The sequence below is a fragment of the Pseudoalteromonas sp. P1-25 genome (assembly GCF_001401805.1).
Taxonomy (GTDB): domain Bacteria; phylum Pseudomonadota; class Gammaproteobacteria; order Enterobacterales; family Alteromonadaceae; genus Pseudoalteromonas.
This window is the reverse complement of record NZ_LKDW01000012.1, coordinates 1-16,838: the sequence shown is the minus strand read 5'-3', so window position 1 is coordinate 16,838 and position 16,838 is coordinate 1. Positions and strand designations below refer to the sequence as shown.

Below are 16,838 nucleotides of genomic sequence, written 5' to 3'. Positions count from 1 at the left end.
TAACCGCATGACAAGCGGGTTGATTTGTTTGAAATTTAAGCAAAAAATAATTTTGCCAAATGATGCGGGCTAATTTTTTAACTGTAAAAAAATAGTAAAGCCTGTTAAATACAGGCTTTACATGCAAGTTTTGAGTTAAAACTCTAAATTTATAAATGTATGAGGCTAGCTATTTTTTGTACCGCTTACACGGGTCCAATCACCCTCTAGTGCAATATCATCAAGCTTAATAAACGGTGCGTAAATATCGGCAACGGATTGAGCTTGTTCTTCTAATATGCCCGACATAGCAATTTTGCCACCAGGCTTTAGTAAACCCAAAATTACACTGTGAAGCTCACGCAGCGGCTGCGCTAAAATATTAGCTACTACAATATCAGCACTAAACTCAGGCTGGTTTTCTGGCAGGTATACCTCAAGCTTATCGGCTACGCCATTACGTTGTGCGTTATCTAAGCTTGCTTCAAGCGCTTGCGGGTCGATATCAATACCTATCATGCGCTCTGCACCAAGTTTGATGGCTGCAATGCCTAAGATTCCCGATCCACACCCAAAATCAACCACTGTTTTACCGCTTAAATCTTGGCTTTCTAGCCATTTTAGGCATAGTGCTGTTGTTGCATGTGTACCCGTACCAAACGCAAGGCCTGGGTCGAGCAATACATTGACTGCATCTGGGTCTGGAATTTCGCGCCAGCTTGGGCATATCCACAGTTTTTCACCGAACTGGATGGGGTGAAAGTTATCCATCCACTCACGCTCCCAGTCTTTATCTTCAAGTTGCTCAATTTTGTATACTAGCGTGTCTTTAATTTCATCATGACGTTTAAGTAGTGCAATTACGCTGTTCATATCATGATTGGCTTCAAAAAGACCAATTACAGTGGTATCGGCCCAAAACTCAACGGTGCCAATTTTAGGCTCATAAATAGGTGTATCTTTAGCGTCAATAAAAGTAACAGAGGCACTGCCTGCTTCCATTAATAAGTCACTCACTGCATCTGCGGTTGCAGCATTGGCATTGATACGGATTTGGATCCAAGCCATGGTTGTTTCCTTTAAATAGAAAAAAGGCCGCTACAGCGGCCTTTTTAGTTTATAAGAAGCGCTAAATTATTTAGCGTCTAAAAAGCTTTTTAGTAAGTCTGAGCGAGAAGGGTGGCGTAATTTACGCAGTGCTTTCGCTTCTATTTGACGAATACGCTCACGGGTTACGTCAAACTGTTTACCTACTTCTTCTAAGGTGTGGTCGGTATTCATATCAATACCAAAACGCATACGTAATACTTTAGCTTCACGTGCTGTTAAGCCCGCTAACACATCGTTTGTCGCGCCACGAAGAGACTCCATTGTTGCCGAGTCGATAGGCGAATCAATAGTAGTATCTTCGATAAAGTCACCTAAGTGCGAATCTTCATCATCACCGATTGGGGTTTCCATTGAAATTGGCTCTTTGGCAATTTTAAGTACCTTACGGATTTTATCCTCAGGCATCATCATGCGTTCTGCTAATTCTTCTGGATTTGGCTCACGACCCATTTCTTGTAACATTTGACGAGAAATACGGTTAAGTTTATTAATCGTTTCTATCATATGTACCGGAATACGGATTGTTCTTGCTTGGTCAGCAATTGAGCGAGTAATCGCTTGGCGAATCCACCACGTAGCGTAAGTTGAGAACTTATAACCACGGCGGTATTCAAACTTATCTACCGCTTTCATCAAGCCAATGTTACCTTCTTGGATTAGATCTAAGAATTGTAAACCACGGTTTGTGTATTTTTTAGCAATTGAGATTACAAGACGTAAGTTAGCTTCAACCATCTCTTTTTTCGCACGGCGCGCTTTTGCTTCACCAATGCTCATACGACGGTTTATGTCTTTAATACGCTCAATGCTTAAGCCTGTGCTTTCTTCAATAACACATAGCTTTTGAATGCAACGAATAATTTCAGGCTTCACTTGCTCAAGTTTAGCTGAGTGTTTTTCGTTAGCAGCAATTTCTAGGTCTAGCCATGCTGTGTCTGTCTCGTTATTAGCAAAATGCTTAATAAACGTTTTCTTAGGTAGCTTAGCTATTTGTACAGCTTGTTTCATGATAAGGCGTTCTTGAACACGCACTCTGTCCATCATTTCTCGCATGTTATTTACCATGCGATCAAACTGTTTTGGTACTAATTTAAAGGTTCTGAAAAGCTCGCCAATCTCAAAAATAGCGGCTTGAGAATCTGGGTGCGAACGCCCTTTTTCATCAAATGTAGTACGAGCCTTAATGTATAAATCACGTAAGTTTTCAAAGTGAACACGGGCTTCCTCTGGATCAGGGCCTGTATCTACTTCTTCTTCGTCTTCATCATCATCGCTGTCTTTGTCATCTTCATCATCGTCTTCATCAAGTTGCTCTTCACTTAATTCAGAACCAATGTGTGTCGCAGAGATTTGTGCTTCGTCTTCGTTAGGATCGAAAAAGCCAGAAATAATGTCGCTTAGGCGCATTTCTTCTGCTTCGAACTTATCCCACTGCTCGAGTAGGTAAGTGATTGCTTCTGGGTATTCGGCAACAGAAATTTGTACCTGGTTGATACCTTCTTCAATGCGTTTAGCGATTACAATTTCGCCTTCACGAGTAAGAAGTTCCACAGTACCCATTTCACGCATGTACATGCGCACTGGGTCAGTAGTACGGCCAATTTCTTTTTCTACAGTTGCAAGGGCTGCAGCAGCAGCTTCTGCTGCGTCTTCGTCTGTCGTGGTTTCTTGCATCATTAATTCATCAGCATCAGGCGCATTTTCGCTAACCTTAATACCCATGTCATTAATCATGCTAATGATATCTTCTACTTGATCTGAGTCGATTATGTCTTGTGGAAGGTGATCATTTACTTCAGCAAAAGTTAAGTAGCCTTGCTCTTTACCTTTTTGAATCAGAAGTTTTAATTGTGACTGAGGAGTTGGATCCATAGAGATTGTTTCTTCCACTCTGATAAGTTGATACAACAGGCGTCATCATAGAATTAGCCTTTAACTAACTTTAATAATGTGACGCAGTGAATAGCACAGTATAACAGTTTAAATCAAGTCTGACTAGCCGTTACTCGCTTTTAGCGCTGTCATAAGTAAATGACATTCGAGTTTTTCATCACTTGATAAGCCCTGTGTCTTGTCCTTTATTAATAGGGTCTCTAGTCGATAATTTAAACACTGATCTTCAATAAATTTAAAAGTATTTTGAAAAACAGTCTCTAAACGCTCATCACTAATTTGGTGCTGCCATGTGGCAAGCTTTACTAGCGGTTCGTAATCCTCGGAATCTCTAAATGATTCGAGTAAAACTGCTGTGTTTGCATTATCTTTTTGCAGTGCGCGCTCTTGTAAGCGCAGTAGCAAACCTATGCCGGCTATGTTCATTTGAGCAAGCTCTGGTAAGTAAGGCACACTTTTAGCTAACTGTGGGTGCTGAATTAAAATACCAATAGCCTGTCGCATAGGGGTAATTTTAAATTTACGCTCAACCGCTTGTTGCTGTTTAGGGGTTTTTAATCGGCTGTTTAATTGCTCACGCGTACGGCCAATTAAACGACCTAATTGCTCTAAAATATTCTCTTGGTAAAATTCACTCGGAATTTTTTCAATTAACGGCAATGCAGCACTCAATAATTTAGCTTTCCCAGAGTCGAGTGTTAGGTCTACTTCTTGGCTAAGTTTATTAAACAGCACTTTAGTGAAGTCATCTGCTTGGCTTAAGCGTTGCTCAAACTGTGTTTTACCTTCTTGTTGTACTAGTGAATCTGGGTCTTCGCCATCGGGTAAAAATACAAAATGCAGGGCTTTGCCATCGTTTAAATAGGGCAAGGCGTTTTCAAGTGCTCGCCAAGCTGCATCGCGGCCCGCTCGGTCACCATCGTAACAACAAATAACCTTGTCGGTGGTCCTAAATAGCGTATGCATATGCTCGCTTGTCGTAGCTGTACCAAGAGCTGCCACTGCGTATTCTATTCCTTGCTCAGCAAGCGCAACTACATCCATGTAACCTTCTACAATGAGTACATGTTCAAGTTTTTTATGCGCTTGTTTTGCCTCATAAAGACCATAGAGCTCAAAACCCTTATGAAAAATACGGGTCTCTGGTGAGTTTAGGTATTTTGGCCCTTGGTCGGCTTGCATAACACGCCCACCAAAGGCGATAACACGGCCACGTTTATCACGAATAGGAAACATTAAACGGTCGCGGAAAAAATCAAACTGCCTGCCTGGTGTCTTTTCAGAGGCAAGCTTAAGCTCAACTAATTGCTCTTTTTGTTCTTTTGTTCGGCCAAGTTGCTGGCAAAGCGCTTCCCATTCGCTCGGCGCATAACCAATCATAAACTTTTTAACTGTTTCGCCGCTTAAACCACGTCCTTTTACGTAATCAATTACCGTAGCAGAGTTGCTATGGTGCTTTAATTGGTGCTGGTAAAAGCGTGCTGCGTGTAACATTAAATCGTAGTCTGAGCGTTTTTGTGCTGCCGTGCGCTCTGGGGCTGAGCTGTTGCCATTCTCTCGAGGCACATCTAAATTTAAAAGGCTAGCGAGCTCTTCTATGGCATCAACAAACTCAAGCTTGTCGTACTCCATAACAAACGAAATAGCATTGCCATTAGCACCACAGCCAAAGCAGTGGTAAAACTGTTTATCTTGAGAAACAGTAAACGAGGGAGACTTCTCGTTATGGAAAGGGCAGCAAGCTTGGTAGTCTTTGCCTGCTTTTTTAAGACCAACCTTAGAGTCTATTAGCTCTACAATATCTGTTCTGGCGAGTAAATCGTCAATAAAATTTCGTGGGATCTTTCCAGCCATGTTTTGTAAGTAGTCCTAACAATTGGTGAGGTGTAATTTCAACACAATGCGTGCATTTATAAAAGAGGTATAGTGTGTTTAAAGTATTGCTCACTCTAAAATGAGTGCTAGCTCTATAAACGAAGAAACCGAGCACAGGGCTCGGTTTACTTGAATCATACTTTATGTATGTGGGGGTATTAGGCTGTTAATCGGTGCTTAATTAAACCAGAAAGCTTGCCCATATCGGCACGTCCTTCGGCTTTGCTTTTGATTATGCCCATTACTTTACCCATGTCTTGCATACCTGCTGCATTAGTATCAGCAATAGCCGCATCAATAAGGGCAACAATTTCTTCTTCACTCAGTTGTTGAGGTAAAAAAGTTTCTAGTGCTGCGATCTCATTGGCTTCAATTTCGGCTAAATCTTCACGCCCAGCATCTTTGTACTGAGTGTAAGAGTCACGACGTTGTTTAACAAGCTTCACTATAACGGAGGTAATACCTGCGTCGTCGAGTGTTATTTGCTCGTCAATTTCACGTTGCTTAATTGCGGCAAGCACCATGCGAATAGGGTTAAGACGTTGTTTGTCTTTTGCTCTCATCGCATCTTTTTGCGCATCTTTTAGCGTTATTAAAAGGCTCATTTATACAAGACCAAATACGATTAGTATAATTTAACGCGACGTGCGTTATCGCGAGAAAGCTTCTTCATGTGACGCTTAACCGCTGCAGCTTTTTTACGCTTACGCTCAGCTGTTGGCTTTTCATAGTGCTCGCGACGACGAACTTCTGAAAGGATACCTGCTTTTTCACATGAACGCTTGAAGCGACGAAGTGCTACGTCAAACGGTTCGTTCTCTCTTACTTTAATTACTGGCATTAAAAATTCACCTACCTAAATTATGAGCGTTGCTCAAGTTGATCAAACATTGATCAAGTGGTTCAAAAATGGTGCGGTATTGTAATCCGAAGCAGCACCATATGTAAAGGATAATATTAACAGAAATGCAGCGGCTTAAATACTGTTAATTTGACTGGCGTTGGTATAACCGGCAGAACACTTGCCCAGCTTTTTTTTCTTTTATTAACAACCAGTTATTTGGGGGTGAAAAGTTGCTTAGCTCTATTTCTACCTCAACATAAATAAGTGCATCTTGACTAAGCCATTGGTTATTTTCTAATAAATCACAGCTACTTTGCGCTAAATTTTTACGAAATGGTGGGTCAACAAAAACTAAATCGAATGGTTGATTTATGTTCTTTTGCGCTAAATATGAGAGCGAGTTGGTTTGTACTACCTGAGCGTTGTTAAGGTCTAATGTGCAAATGTTTTGTTCAATTTGCTTCGCAGCTAATGCGTCTAATTCGATAAAAGTCGTGTTTTTAGCAAATCGAGACAATGCTTCAAAGCCTAATCCGCCTGAGCCTGCATAGCAGTCTAACACAGTTGCATCGCGTGTATCTTGCATTAACCAATTAAACACGGTTTCTTTAATACGGTCTGTTGTTGGGCGAAGCCCTTCTACATTTTTTACCGGTAGTTTACGGCCACGAAACTGCCCGCTAATTACTCTAATAAAGCCGTCAGTAGATTTGCTAATTGCTTTATTTTTCGCTGCTTTTTTTCTCATTTAGGTCACTAAAAAATGGTATATGGGATCTAGCTCAGATAATATTGTACGTAGTTTACGTTTAGCTTCATTTTTCAACCGCATTAAAAGTGTTACTATTTAGCACTTACGTTTTGAACGGTTGATTGGCCGGCACGTGTTGCTGAGCCACACCAAGCTATTTCAAATTTTAGTTTATCAGATTTTTATAAGTGGTTATTAGCAAGTATGGCAAAAAAAAGTAAATTCATGTCTTGGCTCGGTTTTGGTAAGTCAGATAAAAAACAAGCAGAAGCTGATAAACAACAGGCATTAGCTCAGCAACAAGAAGCTGAGCGCTTAGCGGCAGAAAAGGCCGAGGCAGAGCGTGAAGAACAAGCGCGTATCGCTGCTGAAAAAGCCCAAGAAGAGCGTTTGGCTATTGAAAAAGCGAACGCTGAGTTGCTTGCAAAAGAGCAAGCTGAGGCACAGGCGCAACAACAAGCACACGCTGCACGTTTAGCAGAGCAAGAAGCGCAAATGCGCTTAGAGCAAGAGCGTGTAGCTGCTCAGCGCGCAGAGCAGCAACGTCTAAACCAAGAGCGCGAGCAAGCTGAGCAAGATGAAAAATTAGCAATTGAAAAAGCCAACGCTGAGTTACTTGCCAAAGAGCAAGCTGAAGCACAGGCGCAACAACAAGCCCAAGAAGCTCGTTTAGCAGAGCAAGAAGCGCAAATGCGTTTAGAGCAAGAACGTATAGCTGCAGAGCAGGTAGAAGCTGAACGCCTAGAACAACAGCGTATTGCACAAGAACAGGCAGAAGCTGAACGTGCAGAGCAAGAACGTATTGCAGCAGAACAAGCAGAAGCTGAGCGCTTAGAGCAAGAACGTATTGCTGCAGAACAAGCAAAGGCTGAGCGCTTAGAGCAAGAGCGTATAGCTGCAGAGGCCGAAGTTGAGCGTTTAGAGCAAGAACGTATTGCAGCAGAACAAGCAGAAGCTGAGCGTTTAGAGCAAGAACGTATTGCAGCAGAGCAAGCAGAGGCGGAGTGCTTAGAGCAAGCGCGTATTGCTGCAGAGGCCGAAGCTGAACGTTTGGAGCATGAACGTATTGCAGCAGAGCAAGCAGAGGCTGAGCGTATAGAGCAAGAACGTATTACGGCAGAGCTTGCAAAAGAAGAGGCTAAACTTGCTGAAAAGCCTAAAAAAGAGGGATTTTTTTCACGTCTTAAAAAAGGGCTATTAAAAACCCGTGTAAATATAGGCTCTGGCTTTGCCTCTATTTTTAGTGGTAAAAAAATAGATGACGATCTATTTGAAGATCTAGAAACACAGCTTCTTACCGCCGACTTAGGTGTTGATACCACCATGAAGCTGATTGATAGCCTAACTGATGCCGCCGATCGAAAACAGCTTAAAGATGGCGATGCGCTTTATGAGCTTATGAAGCAAGAAATGGCCACCATGCTTAAAACAGCAGAGCAACCGCTTGTTGTAAACACAGATAAAAAACCATTTGTTATATTAATGGTAGGGGTAAACGGCGTAGGTAAAACAACCACTATTGGTAAGTTGGCTAAGCAGTTTCAAAATGAAGGTAAGTCAGTTATGTTGGCCGCAGGTGATACGTTCCGTGCAGCAGCAGTAGAGCAGCTGCAAGTGTGGGGAGAGCGTAACAGCATTCCTGTGATTGCCCAGCATACTGGCGCAGATAGTGCTTCAGTAGTGTTTGACGCATTTCAAGCCGCTAAAGCACGCAATGTTGATGTGTTAATCGCTGATACAGCAGGGCGGTTGCAAAATAAAGATAACCTTATGCAAGAGCTTGAAAAAATAGCCCGCGTAATGAAGAAAATTGACCCTGATGCGCCGCATGAAGTTATGCTAACTATTGATGCTGGTACAGGTCAAAATGCAATCAGCCAAGTCAACCTATTTAATCAGTGTGTTGGTTTAACCGGTATTACCCTTTCAAAACTTGATGGTACAGCTAAAGGTGGGGTTATATTTGCTGTTGCAGACAAGTTTAATATTCCTATTCGTTACATTGGTGTGGGTGAAGGTATTGATGATTTGCGCGCATTTAAAAGCGATGACTTTATTGATGCTTTATTTAGCCAAGATGAGGACGACGTTTAATAAATAAAAGGGAGCTTACTCCCTTTTTAATTGCAAGGAATTCCATTTTACAAATTTGGGACTGGCATAATAAAAATGATAAATTTTCAGCAAGTAAGTAAAACCTATCCGGGGGGACATCGTGCTCTCGAAAAAGTTACATTTCATATTAAGCCTGGCGAACTGGCCTTTTTAACAGGTCACAGTGGTGCGGGTAAAAGCACCTTATTAAAGCTCATTAGCTTGATGGAACGCCCTTCTGCTGGAAGCGTTTCAATTAACGGTGTTGATTTAAATAAAGTAAATTCTCGGCAAATTCCTTATGCGCGCCGCGATATTGGAATTATTTTTCAAAATCATCGTTTGTTAGAACGCTACACCGTTTTTGATAACGTTGCATTGCCGTTGATCATTGAAGGTACACACCATAAGTATATTGCTAAGCGGGTACATGGGGCGTTAGATAAAGTCGGGCTATTAGATAAAGTGAAATGCCATCCTTCTACGCTCTCAGGTGGTGAGCAGCAGCGGGTAGGTATTGCCAGGGCGATTGTAAATTCTCCGCCTATTTTATTAGCTGACGAACCAACGGGTAACCTTGACCCAGAATTATCTATGGAAATATTAAGGCTGTTTGAAGATTTTAATAAACACGGTACCACCGTACTTATAGCAACGCACGATCTTGGTCTTGTTTCTCGTTTGAAATACCGTAGTCTGACTTTAAAAGATGGCCGTATGCTTGAAGACCCACTTGCGGAGGTAGCACTGTGAGCTTGTTATTTAAAGGGCGACAAAACTCCAACGATAAACAAAAAAAATCAGCGATTGCAGGCGGTTATTTTTTTATTATTAATATTTTTCGCCAAGGCGTACACAGTTTAGGTGAAATGTGGCGTACACCACTTGCATCATTAATGACAATTGCTGTACTTGGCCTAAGTTTAACATTACCTGCAACCCTGTATTTAGTTGTAAAAAATGTACAGCAAGTCAGTAGCGGGTTTGAAGAAGCTAGCGAAATATCACTTTTTGTAAAAGAAAGCATGAGTGAGCAAGAAACACAAACCTTAGTAAAGCGTTTAGCACTTTACGCCGAGGTGGACAGTGTTGAATTTATTTCTAAGCAACAAGCGCTAACTGAATTTAAAGACGTGTCGGGGTTTGGGCAAGCTTTAGAATACCTAGATAGCAATCCACTTCCCGATGTTGTATTGGTTACACCTACTAAACGACATCGCCAGCCCAATGCAGCTAAAGCACTGCTTACAAAACTTGAAAACGAGCGAGAGGTAGATTTTGGTAAGCTTGATATTGCATGGCTTGAGCGCCTGAATGCTTTGTTAGACTTATTGAAAGAAAGTGTTATAACAATTGCGCTGTTACTTCTTACCTCTGTCACCCTTATAATTGGTAACACGATTCGTTTATCTATTATGGATAAAAAAGAAGAAATACAGGTAATGAAGTTGGTAGGGGCTACCAATACGTTTATACATGCCCCATTTTTATGGACGGGTATTTGGTATGGTGTAATAGGTGGTTTATTTGCCTTTATTTGTATTGCCCTAATGATGTGGTGGTTAACAAGTGCAGTAAGTAGTGTTGCTGGCGTGTATCAAACAAGTTTTTCGTTAATTGGGTTAACACTTAATGAGTTTGGAGCATTGGTATTATTAGCAACCAGCTTAGGCTTTGTCGGTTCTTATTTATCAGTTAACCGGTATATTAAAGAGATTGAGCCAGACAAAGTATAACAACGCCTGCTAATGGCTGACTCAAAATTGTCATTTTTGTATATTATTATCCTTAAAAGAGATTAGTTGTAAATGTGCTGTTATGTTTACGCTAATCTCTGCAATCCCTTAGTTCATCACTTATTCAGTCGCATGTAGTAGACTTAACATACACTAAAAAACCGCTTGATTTACGCTTAAAAAAAGTTTTAAATTGGGGTTAGCACTCTTAGAGAAAGAGTGCTAAGATGGTTTCAAATGTTTATCACCGAGGTGAAAAATGAGTAAAGATTTATACGCAATGGCACTTACAGTTGGGCAACAAAGCGCAAGTATGGACGGCTACCTTCAAGCGGTTAGTACTATTCCTATGCTTAAAGCTGAGCAAGAGAAAGAGCTAGCAACACGACTTCAAGAAGAAGGCGATCTTAGTGCTGCAAAGCAACTCATTATGTCGCATTTACGCTTTGTAGCACATATTGCTAAAAGCTACTCGGGTTATGGTTTACCACAAGCAGACTTAATCCAAGAGGGCAACATAGGCCTGATGAAAGCGGTTAAGCGTTTCAACCCTAGTGTGGGCGTACGTTTAGTGTCGTTTGCTGTTCATTGGATTAAAGCAGAGATTCATGAGTTTGTGCTTAAAAATTGGCGCATCGTAAAAGTAGCGACCACTAAAGCGCAACGTAAATTGTTTTTCAATCTTCGTAAAAACAAAAAACGTTTAGGTTGGTTTAACCAAGCTGAAGTAAGCACTGTAGCCAATGAGCTAGGTGTGAGTGAAAAAGAAGTTCGTGAAATGGAATCGCGCATGAGCGGCCAAGACATGGGCTTTGACTTAACGGGCGACGACAACGATGACGCGCCTACAAGCACGTATTCACCAGTGCAATACTTAACAGATGGTTCAACTGATTTAGCTGACGATATTGAGCAGCAACAATGGCAAGAGCAATCTCATACACGCTTGTTCAGCGCGCTTAAAACGCTAGATGAACGCTCGCAAGACATTGTTAGTGCACGCTGGTTGTCTGATGACAAGGCAACACTACAAGAACTTGCTGAAAAATACAGTGTGTCAGCTGAACGTGTTCGCCAGCTTGAAAAAACAGCAATGAAAAAGCTGCAAAGTGCTATGAGCTAATAGCGCAAAAATAGTAAATTTTAAAAAGCCCTGCATTATCTGCGGGGCTTTTGCTTTGTGGCTGTAAGTATTTCAATCAATTTTATTGTTTTATCAGCTTGGTTGTATGGCTTAAATATATTTAAAATACCACCCACAGCTACCTGGCGTTAATCCCTTTACCTTGGGCTAATTGAATATACTTTTTGTGTACTAACTGCGATACCGGCACTAACTCAAAACCCTGCTGAGTGAGCTTAGGCAGGGCTTGACGTAAAAAGTCGATGGTTTCAGGGTACGGATGAGCAATGGCAATAGCAAAGTGGTGCTTTGTTGCTTTGTGTTTTAGTTCATCTAATCTCAGCTGTAGCTGGTCATGCGTTGTTATATTGTCTAAAAACACATGGCGGCCAATATTTTCAACCCCGATAAAATTTGCTGCATTTTGTGCCTGACTTAGGTCGGTAGTGCGGCTATCTAAAAAGAATAAATTACGTTTTTTTAGTACTTCCATAGTCCACTTCATGGCTTGGCTGTGCTGAGTTAGCGCCGAACCCATATGATTATTGACCCCTTTTACTTGGGGTAGGCTGGCTAGTGCCGTGCCTAAGGTTTTTTGTAGCTGTTCTTTATCCATATTAACTGTGAGCCCGCCAGGGCCGAGTGCTTTACCGTTTAAGGCTTGCATGGGTACATGTAATAACAGCTCTTTATTTGCTTGGCTAGCAAGGCTTGCAAAAATTTGAGAGTAGGGGGTGTGGGGCAAAATTGAATATGACAATTGCCCAGGTAAGGTAAGAAATTCTAAATCTCGCTGATGATAGCCAATATCATCAATTACGATGGCTATTTGCTTTGCCCAAGCAGTGCTAGATATAAAGCAGGTAGCCAACAGCAGCCATTTTATTATTTTCACGTTTATAGTTTTTATTATCTTTTTAGTTTATTGAGATTTACTATTGCATACTAAGTAATTGTTTAGCTTTTACTAACTGCAAGTCGCCCAGTATTTCATGTTCAAACTGTGGTGCATTTTTGTTCTGTTTATTTTTTATTATAACGGCTTTATTTGATTGTGGAAGGGTTGCTTGCGCAATTGCTACATCTGGCGTGACTCCCACGCCTTCAATTGATATGCCCGCAGGTGTAAAGTATTTGGCGGTTGTTAATTTTAGTGCCGTGTTGCCATCACCAAGTGGTATTAAGGATTGCACTGAGCCTTTGCCATAAGACTGATTACCAACCACTTTAGCGCGCTTGTTGTCTTTTAAAGCTGCAGCAAGTATCTCAGCAGCAGACGCTGAGTTTTCATTAATAAGTACCACAATAGGTATACCTTTGAGTATGTCGCCCCGTTTAGCGTAGTAAGCTTGGTTAGCATCATAATAACGCCCTTTAGTGGTGACTATAGTGCCGCTTTGTAAAAATAAATCCGCTACTGCCACTGCGCTTTGTAAAGTACCACCGGGGTTGTCGCGTAGATCAATCACTAACCCTTTAAGTGGTGTGCGATAATCATTTTTAAGTGCAGCTACCTGTAGCGCCACTTCGTGTAAGGTGTGATTAGAAAAGTTATTAATAGCTAAATAACCAGTGCCCGAATCGAGTAATTGGCTAGAGGCGCTTTCTAAATTTATTTCTCTGCGGTCGACTGTAAAGCTTAGCGTTTTTTTGTACTGCGCACGCTTTATAGTTAGTTTAACAGTACTGAAACTATCATCTTTTATGAGCGAAGCCACTTGCTCTAAACTGCGTGTTAGTGTGCTTGTACCATTTACATTAACTATAATATCACCTGCTAAAATACCCGCTTTTTTGGCTGGGGAGTTTTTAACCACCCCCACAACAGTAATGTTATCATCAACCTCTTTTACTTCTATGCCCACGCCGGTGTATTGACCATTTGTATTGTTAAATAAGGCGTCTAAGTCATTTTCATTAAGGTATTTGGAGTAAGGGTCCAGCTGGTTTAATAACATCTCTACCTGTTGATTATTGAAGGCATCCTCCGCACTTTTTGTAAGCGATAGGTCATCAACATAATAGGCTTTAATATTAAAGAGTATTTCAGAAATTTGCTGGCTTTTGAGGTCTTTAACTGAGCCAGCAAGTAACGGATTGCTAAAGCAAAAAAAAGCAATAAAGGCAAGTGAACACAGTAAAAACGAATAGCGCGTACAAGAAGCGGGAAATAATCGGATTTGTAGTATTTTATGAGTCATCAGCTGCTCCTAATGCGGTGCAGCTGCTTTATTCACTTAAATACGTCTGCACCATTTAACAGGATTTACTGCGCGTCCTTTGTGGCGTATTTCAAAGTATAGACCAGAACTCGACTGCCCGCCGCTTTGACCCACTAAAGCGAGTGTTTCGCCTTCGCGGACCATATCGCCTACATCCTTTAGTAAAGTTTGTGCATGGCCATACAGGCTCATAAAGCCTTCGCCGTGATCAACCACAATTACCCAGCCAAAACCTTTTAGCCAATCAGCAAATACAACTTGGCCATTGTTAATACTGTTGACATTGGTGCCTTCTTTGGCGCCGATTAATACGCCTTTCCAGTCTATACCGCCATGTTTACGTTGGCCAAAGGTGTGCTTTAGCTTTCCTTTGCTGGGCCAATTAAGCTTGCCCTTACTTTTATTAAGGCCAAGTAATTCAATTTTTTGGCTTTTTTCTTGCTCAAGCTCTTTGATAGTAGAGATTAAAGTTTGTTCGTTATCTTTTAAGTAATTAATCGAGCTTTTGGTGTTGTTGAGCTGTGCTTGTAGGTTTTTAAGATTAGTTTGGCGCTCGCTTTGGGCGTTTACTAGCGCATTTTGGCGCCTTTTTTGTTCTTCAAATAAAGCGGCTAACTTTTGTTTGGTTTTTTCAAGCGCAGCTTGGTTATCTGCAATGTGTTGTTGCAGTACTTTAAGCTCTTCAATTTGCTCTATACGTGCTTTATTTAAATAGTTGTAATAGCTTAAGGTACGCTCAAATTTAGCTGTGTCTTGCTGGTTTAACAGCATTTTGGGATAGTCGTCGCCCCCAGCCATGTAAGCACTTTTTAGTTGGGCAGCTAAAACGGCTTGAAATTTTGCCTGCTGGGATTTTAATTGCTGTGCTTTTTGTTGCTGTATTTGTTGTTTTTGCTCTGTCTCTTTTACCGATTGCTCAGCCATATTGAGGGCTTTGGCATTTTTAGCTATTTCTAGCTCGTATTTTTTTAAGTTTTTTTGCAGTGCAGCAATTTTCTTTTGTTGTGCTTTAAATTCTGCTTGGCTTTGTTCTAAGGCAGATTGCACTTCGGATAGGTCTTTTTTAGTGCGGTTTTCGTTAGCGGATGCAGGTGCAACCACTAACGAAACCAATACCAAGGTATAAACACTAAACCAATTGACTGGCTTGTTCATGTGTTATTTCAACGTCATGATTGGTGTGCCAGTCATTTCGCTTGGTTGCTCCATACCCATAAGATGTAGCATGGTAGGGGCAACATCACTTAATGCTTTACCTTCACTTGGTGTTGCATCGCGTCCTACATAAATAAACGGCACAGGTTCGCTGGTGTGTGCTGTATGTGCTTGCCCAGTTGTAGGGCTGGCCATTTGCTCAGCATTACCGTGATCGGCCGTTATTAGCGCTTCACCGCCAAACTCATCTAGCGCCTCTACTACTCGACCTATACAAGCATCCACGGCTTCACAGGCTTTAACGGCTGCTTCGAATACGCCAGAGTGGCCAACCATATCGCCATTCGGGTAATTACAAATAATGGCATCAAACTTACCGCTTTTAATGGCTTCAATAAGTTTATCGGTTAACATTTCTGAGTTCATTTCTGGCTGTAGGTCGTAAGTTGCAACCTGTGGAGAAGGAATTAATTCACGCGATTCGCCTTCAAATTCATCTTCGCGTCCGCCACTAAAGAAAAAAGTAACGTGAGCGTATTTTTCTGTTTCCGATATTCGCAGTTGCGTTTTACCATTCTTTTCAAGCCATTCGCCTAATACGTTTACAAGTGGTGTAGGACCAAATGCGACAGGGGCATTAATATCGGCTGCATATTCTGTCATCATTACAAAAGCGCTAAGCTGGGGTGATTTTTTCTTTTCAAACCCGTCAAAGTCAGGCTCTACAAAAGCGCGGGTAATTTCACGGGCTCGGTCGGCTCTAAAGTTAGCAAAAATAACGGTGTCACCGTCATTAATTTGTGCAGCTTCAGTACCTTGTGGTGTGATTGTGGTTGGTGCTACAAACTCATCATTTTCGTCGCGCTCATAAGCGGCTTCTAATGCCGATACGCCATCAGCATAGTTAAACTCGCCTTCACCTAGTGTCATTACATTATAGGCTTTTTCTACGCGGTCCCAACGGTTGTCTCTGTCCATTGCGTAATAGCGACCCACTAACGATGCTAAGCGCCCACAATTTAGATCGGCGAATAGGGCTTCTATACGTTCTATTGAGGCTTTAGCGCTGCGCGGTGGTGTATCACGGCCATCTAAAAAACCATGGAAGTACACTTCTTTTGCACCACGCTTAGCTGCTAATTCAATACTGGCGACAATATGATCTTCATGGCTGTGCACACCTCCTGGGCTTAATAAACCCATAATATGTACTGCTTTACCTGCATTTATTGCTTTGTCGATGTTTTCAACAAGTGCAGGTGTTGAGTCAAACTCGCCATCGTTAATCGCTTTGGTAATACGGGTAAAGTCTTGATAAACAATGCGGCCAGCACCTAGGTTTACATGGCCTACTTCTGAGTTACCCATTTGCCCTTCAGGTAAGCCTACATCTAATCCTGAGCCTGAAATTAATGTATGTGGGCGGGTTGCCCATAGGTTGTCTAAAACGGGGGTATTTGCTGCAAGAATTGCATTACTTTGCTCTTCTTCGCGGTAACCCCAACCGTCTAAAATCATTAATACCAGTGGTTTTTTATGCTCTGTCATAATCGCTCCTGAAAATTAGCACCTGTTGATGGGTACTGTGCGCCGAAAGGTTATCTGGTTAGTTTTAGCATACCGTGTTTTAGCGATAGGATCAGCACTGAAAACAAGATATTAAATTTTTACATACTATTTTATATGGGGCGCTTTATGTGTTTTTAAACCGCAGCAAACTCGCATTTTAACTTGGTTTGGGTATACTTGCGTGGCTAAAGTACAAAATACCTAGAATATTAGGGCGTGTTGCGCTTTGGTGGCTGAATTTGCAGCAGTATGTTTGGTTTTTAGGTAAGGCAGAGCCTATGAAGTGTGGTTATTTCCCATAAATAGGCGATAACGTAGCATAAATACCAAACATGCGCTGCCCGTTGGGTTCTTTCTAGGGACTATTAGCTCTTTGTTGCCTACATGGATGTAGGTAAGGGCGTGAGCAGGACGCGGAAGCTTTGCTCGGTTTTTACTTAGCCCACTAGGTTACAAACCTCGCGCCGCGATTTAATCGCCCCTAGAT

Annotated in this window: 14 protein-coding genes; 4 read left to right on the top strand and 10 right to left on the bottom strand. The window is 41.6% G+C overall.

Annotated features, from left to right (window positions below; all coding sequences use genetic code 11):
* Positions 1-165: 165 nt before the first annotated feature.
* From prmA to rsmD, 6 genes are all read right to left on the bottom strand, one after another.
* Positions 166-1,047: a 50S ribosomal protein L11 methyltransferase gene (prmA, locus tag AN393_RS09310; RefSeq protein WP_055014726.1), complete on the bottom strand. Its 882-nt coding sequence runs from the start codon at positions 1,045-1,047 to the stop codon at positions 166-168.
* A 66-nt stretch (positions 1,048-1,113) separates the two neighbouring features.
* On the bottom strand, positions 1,114-2,961 hold the full coding sequence (gene rpoD, locus AN393_RS09305; RefSeq protein ID WP_055014727.1) for an RNA polymerase sigma factor RpoD: 1,848 nt from the start codon (positions 2,959-2,961) through the stop codon (positions 1,114-1,116).
* 123 nt (positions 2,962-3,084) lie between these two features.
* Positions 3,085-4,836, bottom strand: a complete 1,752-nt coding sequence (gene dnaG / locus AN393_RS09300; protein ID WP_055014728.1) for a DNA primase — start codon at positions 4,834-4,836, stop codon at positions 3,085-3,087.
* 179 nt (positions 4,837-5,015) lie between these two features.
* On the bottom strand, positions 5,016-5,462 hold the full coding sequence (locus AN393_RS09295) for a GatB/YqeY domain-containing protein (RefSeq protein WP_055017931.1): 447 nt from the start codon (positions 5,460-5,462) through the stop codon (positions 5,016-5,018).
* A gap of 20 nt (positions 5,463-5,482) precedes the next feature.
* Complete coding sequence (gene rpsU, locus AN393_RS09290; protein WP_002957797.1) at positions 5,483-5,698, bottom strand: 30S ribosomal protein S21; 216 nt, start codon at positions 5,696-5,698, stop codon at positions 5,483-5,485.
* 145 nt (positions 5,699-5,843) lie between these two features.
* Positions 5,844-6,449, bottom strand: a complete 606-nt coding sequence (rsmD, locus tag AN393_RS09285) for a 16S rRNA (guanine(966)-N(2))-methyltransferase RsmD (RefSeq protein ID WP_055017930.1) — start codon at positions 6,447-6,449, stop codon at positions 5,844-5,846.
* A gap of 207 nt (positions 6,450-6,656) precedes the next feature.
* Here rsmD and ftsY point away from each other — a divergent pair, with 207 nt between their 5' ends.
* From ftsY to rpoH, 4 genes are all read left to right on the top strand, one after another.
* Positions 6,657-8,546: a signal recognition particle-docking protein FtsY gene (gene ftsY, locus AN393_RS09280; RefSeq protein ID WP_055017929.1), complete on the top strand. Its 1,890-nt coding sequence runs from the start codon at positions 6,657-6,659 to the stop codon at positions 8,544-8,546.
* Positions 8,547-8,621: 75 nt separating this feature from the next.
* Positions 8,622-9,299 carry a cell division ATP-binding protein FtsE gene (ftsE, locus tag AN393_RS09275; protein ID WP_055014731.1) on the top strand — a complete coding sequence of 226 codons (678 nt, stop codon included), beginning with the start codon at positions 8,622-8,624 and terminating at the stop codon, positions 9,297-9,299.
* Positions 9,296-10,282 (top strand): permease-like cell division protein FtsX, encoded by a 987-nt coding sequence (gene ftsX / locus AN393_RS09270; protein WP_055014732.1) that lies wholly within the window; start codon positions 9,296-9,298, stop codon positions 10,280-10,282. The genes ftsE and ftsX overlap by 4 nt, the downstream gene beginning before the upstream one ends.
* Before the next feature lie 259 nt (positions 10,283-10,541).
* Positions 10,542-11,405: an RNA polymerase sigma factor RpoH gene (gene rpoH / locus AN393_RS09265; protein WP_055014733.1), complete on the top strand. Its 864-nt coding sequence runs from the start codon at positions 10,542-10,544 to the stop codon at positions 11,403-11,405.
* 139 nt (positions 11,406-11,544) lie between these two features.
* Here the strand turns inward: rpoH and AN393_RS09260 are convergent, their stop codons facing one another.
* The 4 genes from AN393_RS09260 to gpmM are packed head-to-tail and all read right to left on the bottom strand — an operon-like array spanning position 11,545 to position 16,330.
* Positions 11,545-12,300, bottom strand: coding sequence for a divergent polysaccharide deacetylase family protein (locus tag AN393_RS09260; RefSeq protein WP_055017928.1), 756 nt, complete (start codon positions 12,298-12,300; stop codon positions 11,545-11,547).
* 40 nt (positions 12,301-12,340) lie between these two features.
* Positions 12,341-13,606, bottom strand: coding sequence for a S41 family peptidase (locus AN393_RS09255; RefSeq protein ID WP_055014735.1), 1,266 nt, complete (start codon positions 13,604-13,606; stop codon positions 12,341-12,343).
* A 36-nt stretch (positions 13,607-13,642) separates the two neighbouring features.
* Positions 13,643-14,782 carry a murein hydrolase activator EnvC gene (locus AN393_RS09250; RefSeq protein WP_055017927.1) on the bottom strand — a complete coding sequence of 380 codons (1,140 nt, stop codon included), beginning with the start codon at positions 14,780-14,782 and terminating at the stop codon, positions 13,643-13,645.
* A gap of 3 nt (positions 14,783-14,785) precedes the next feature.
* The gene (gpmM, locus tag AN393_RS09245; protein WP_055017926.1) at positions 14,786-16,330 is read right to left on the bottom strand and encodes a 2,3-bisphosphoglycerate-independent phosphoglycerate mutase; all 1,545 of its coding nucleotides are present in this window, start codon (positions 16,328-16,330) and stop codon (positions 14,786-14,788) included.
* Between the last annotated feature and the right edge of the window lie 508 nt (positions 16,331-16,838).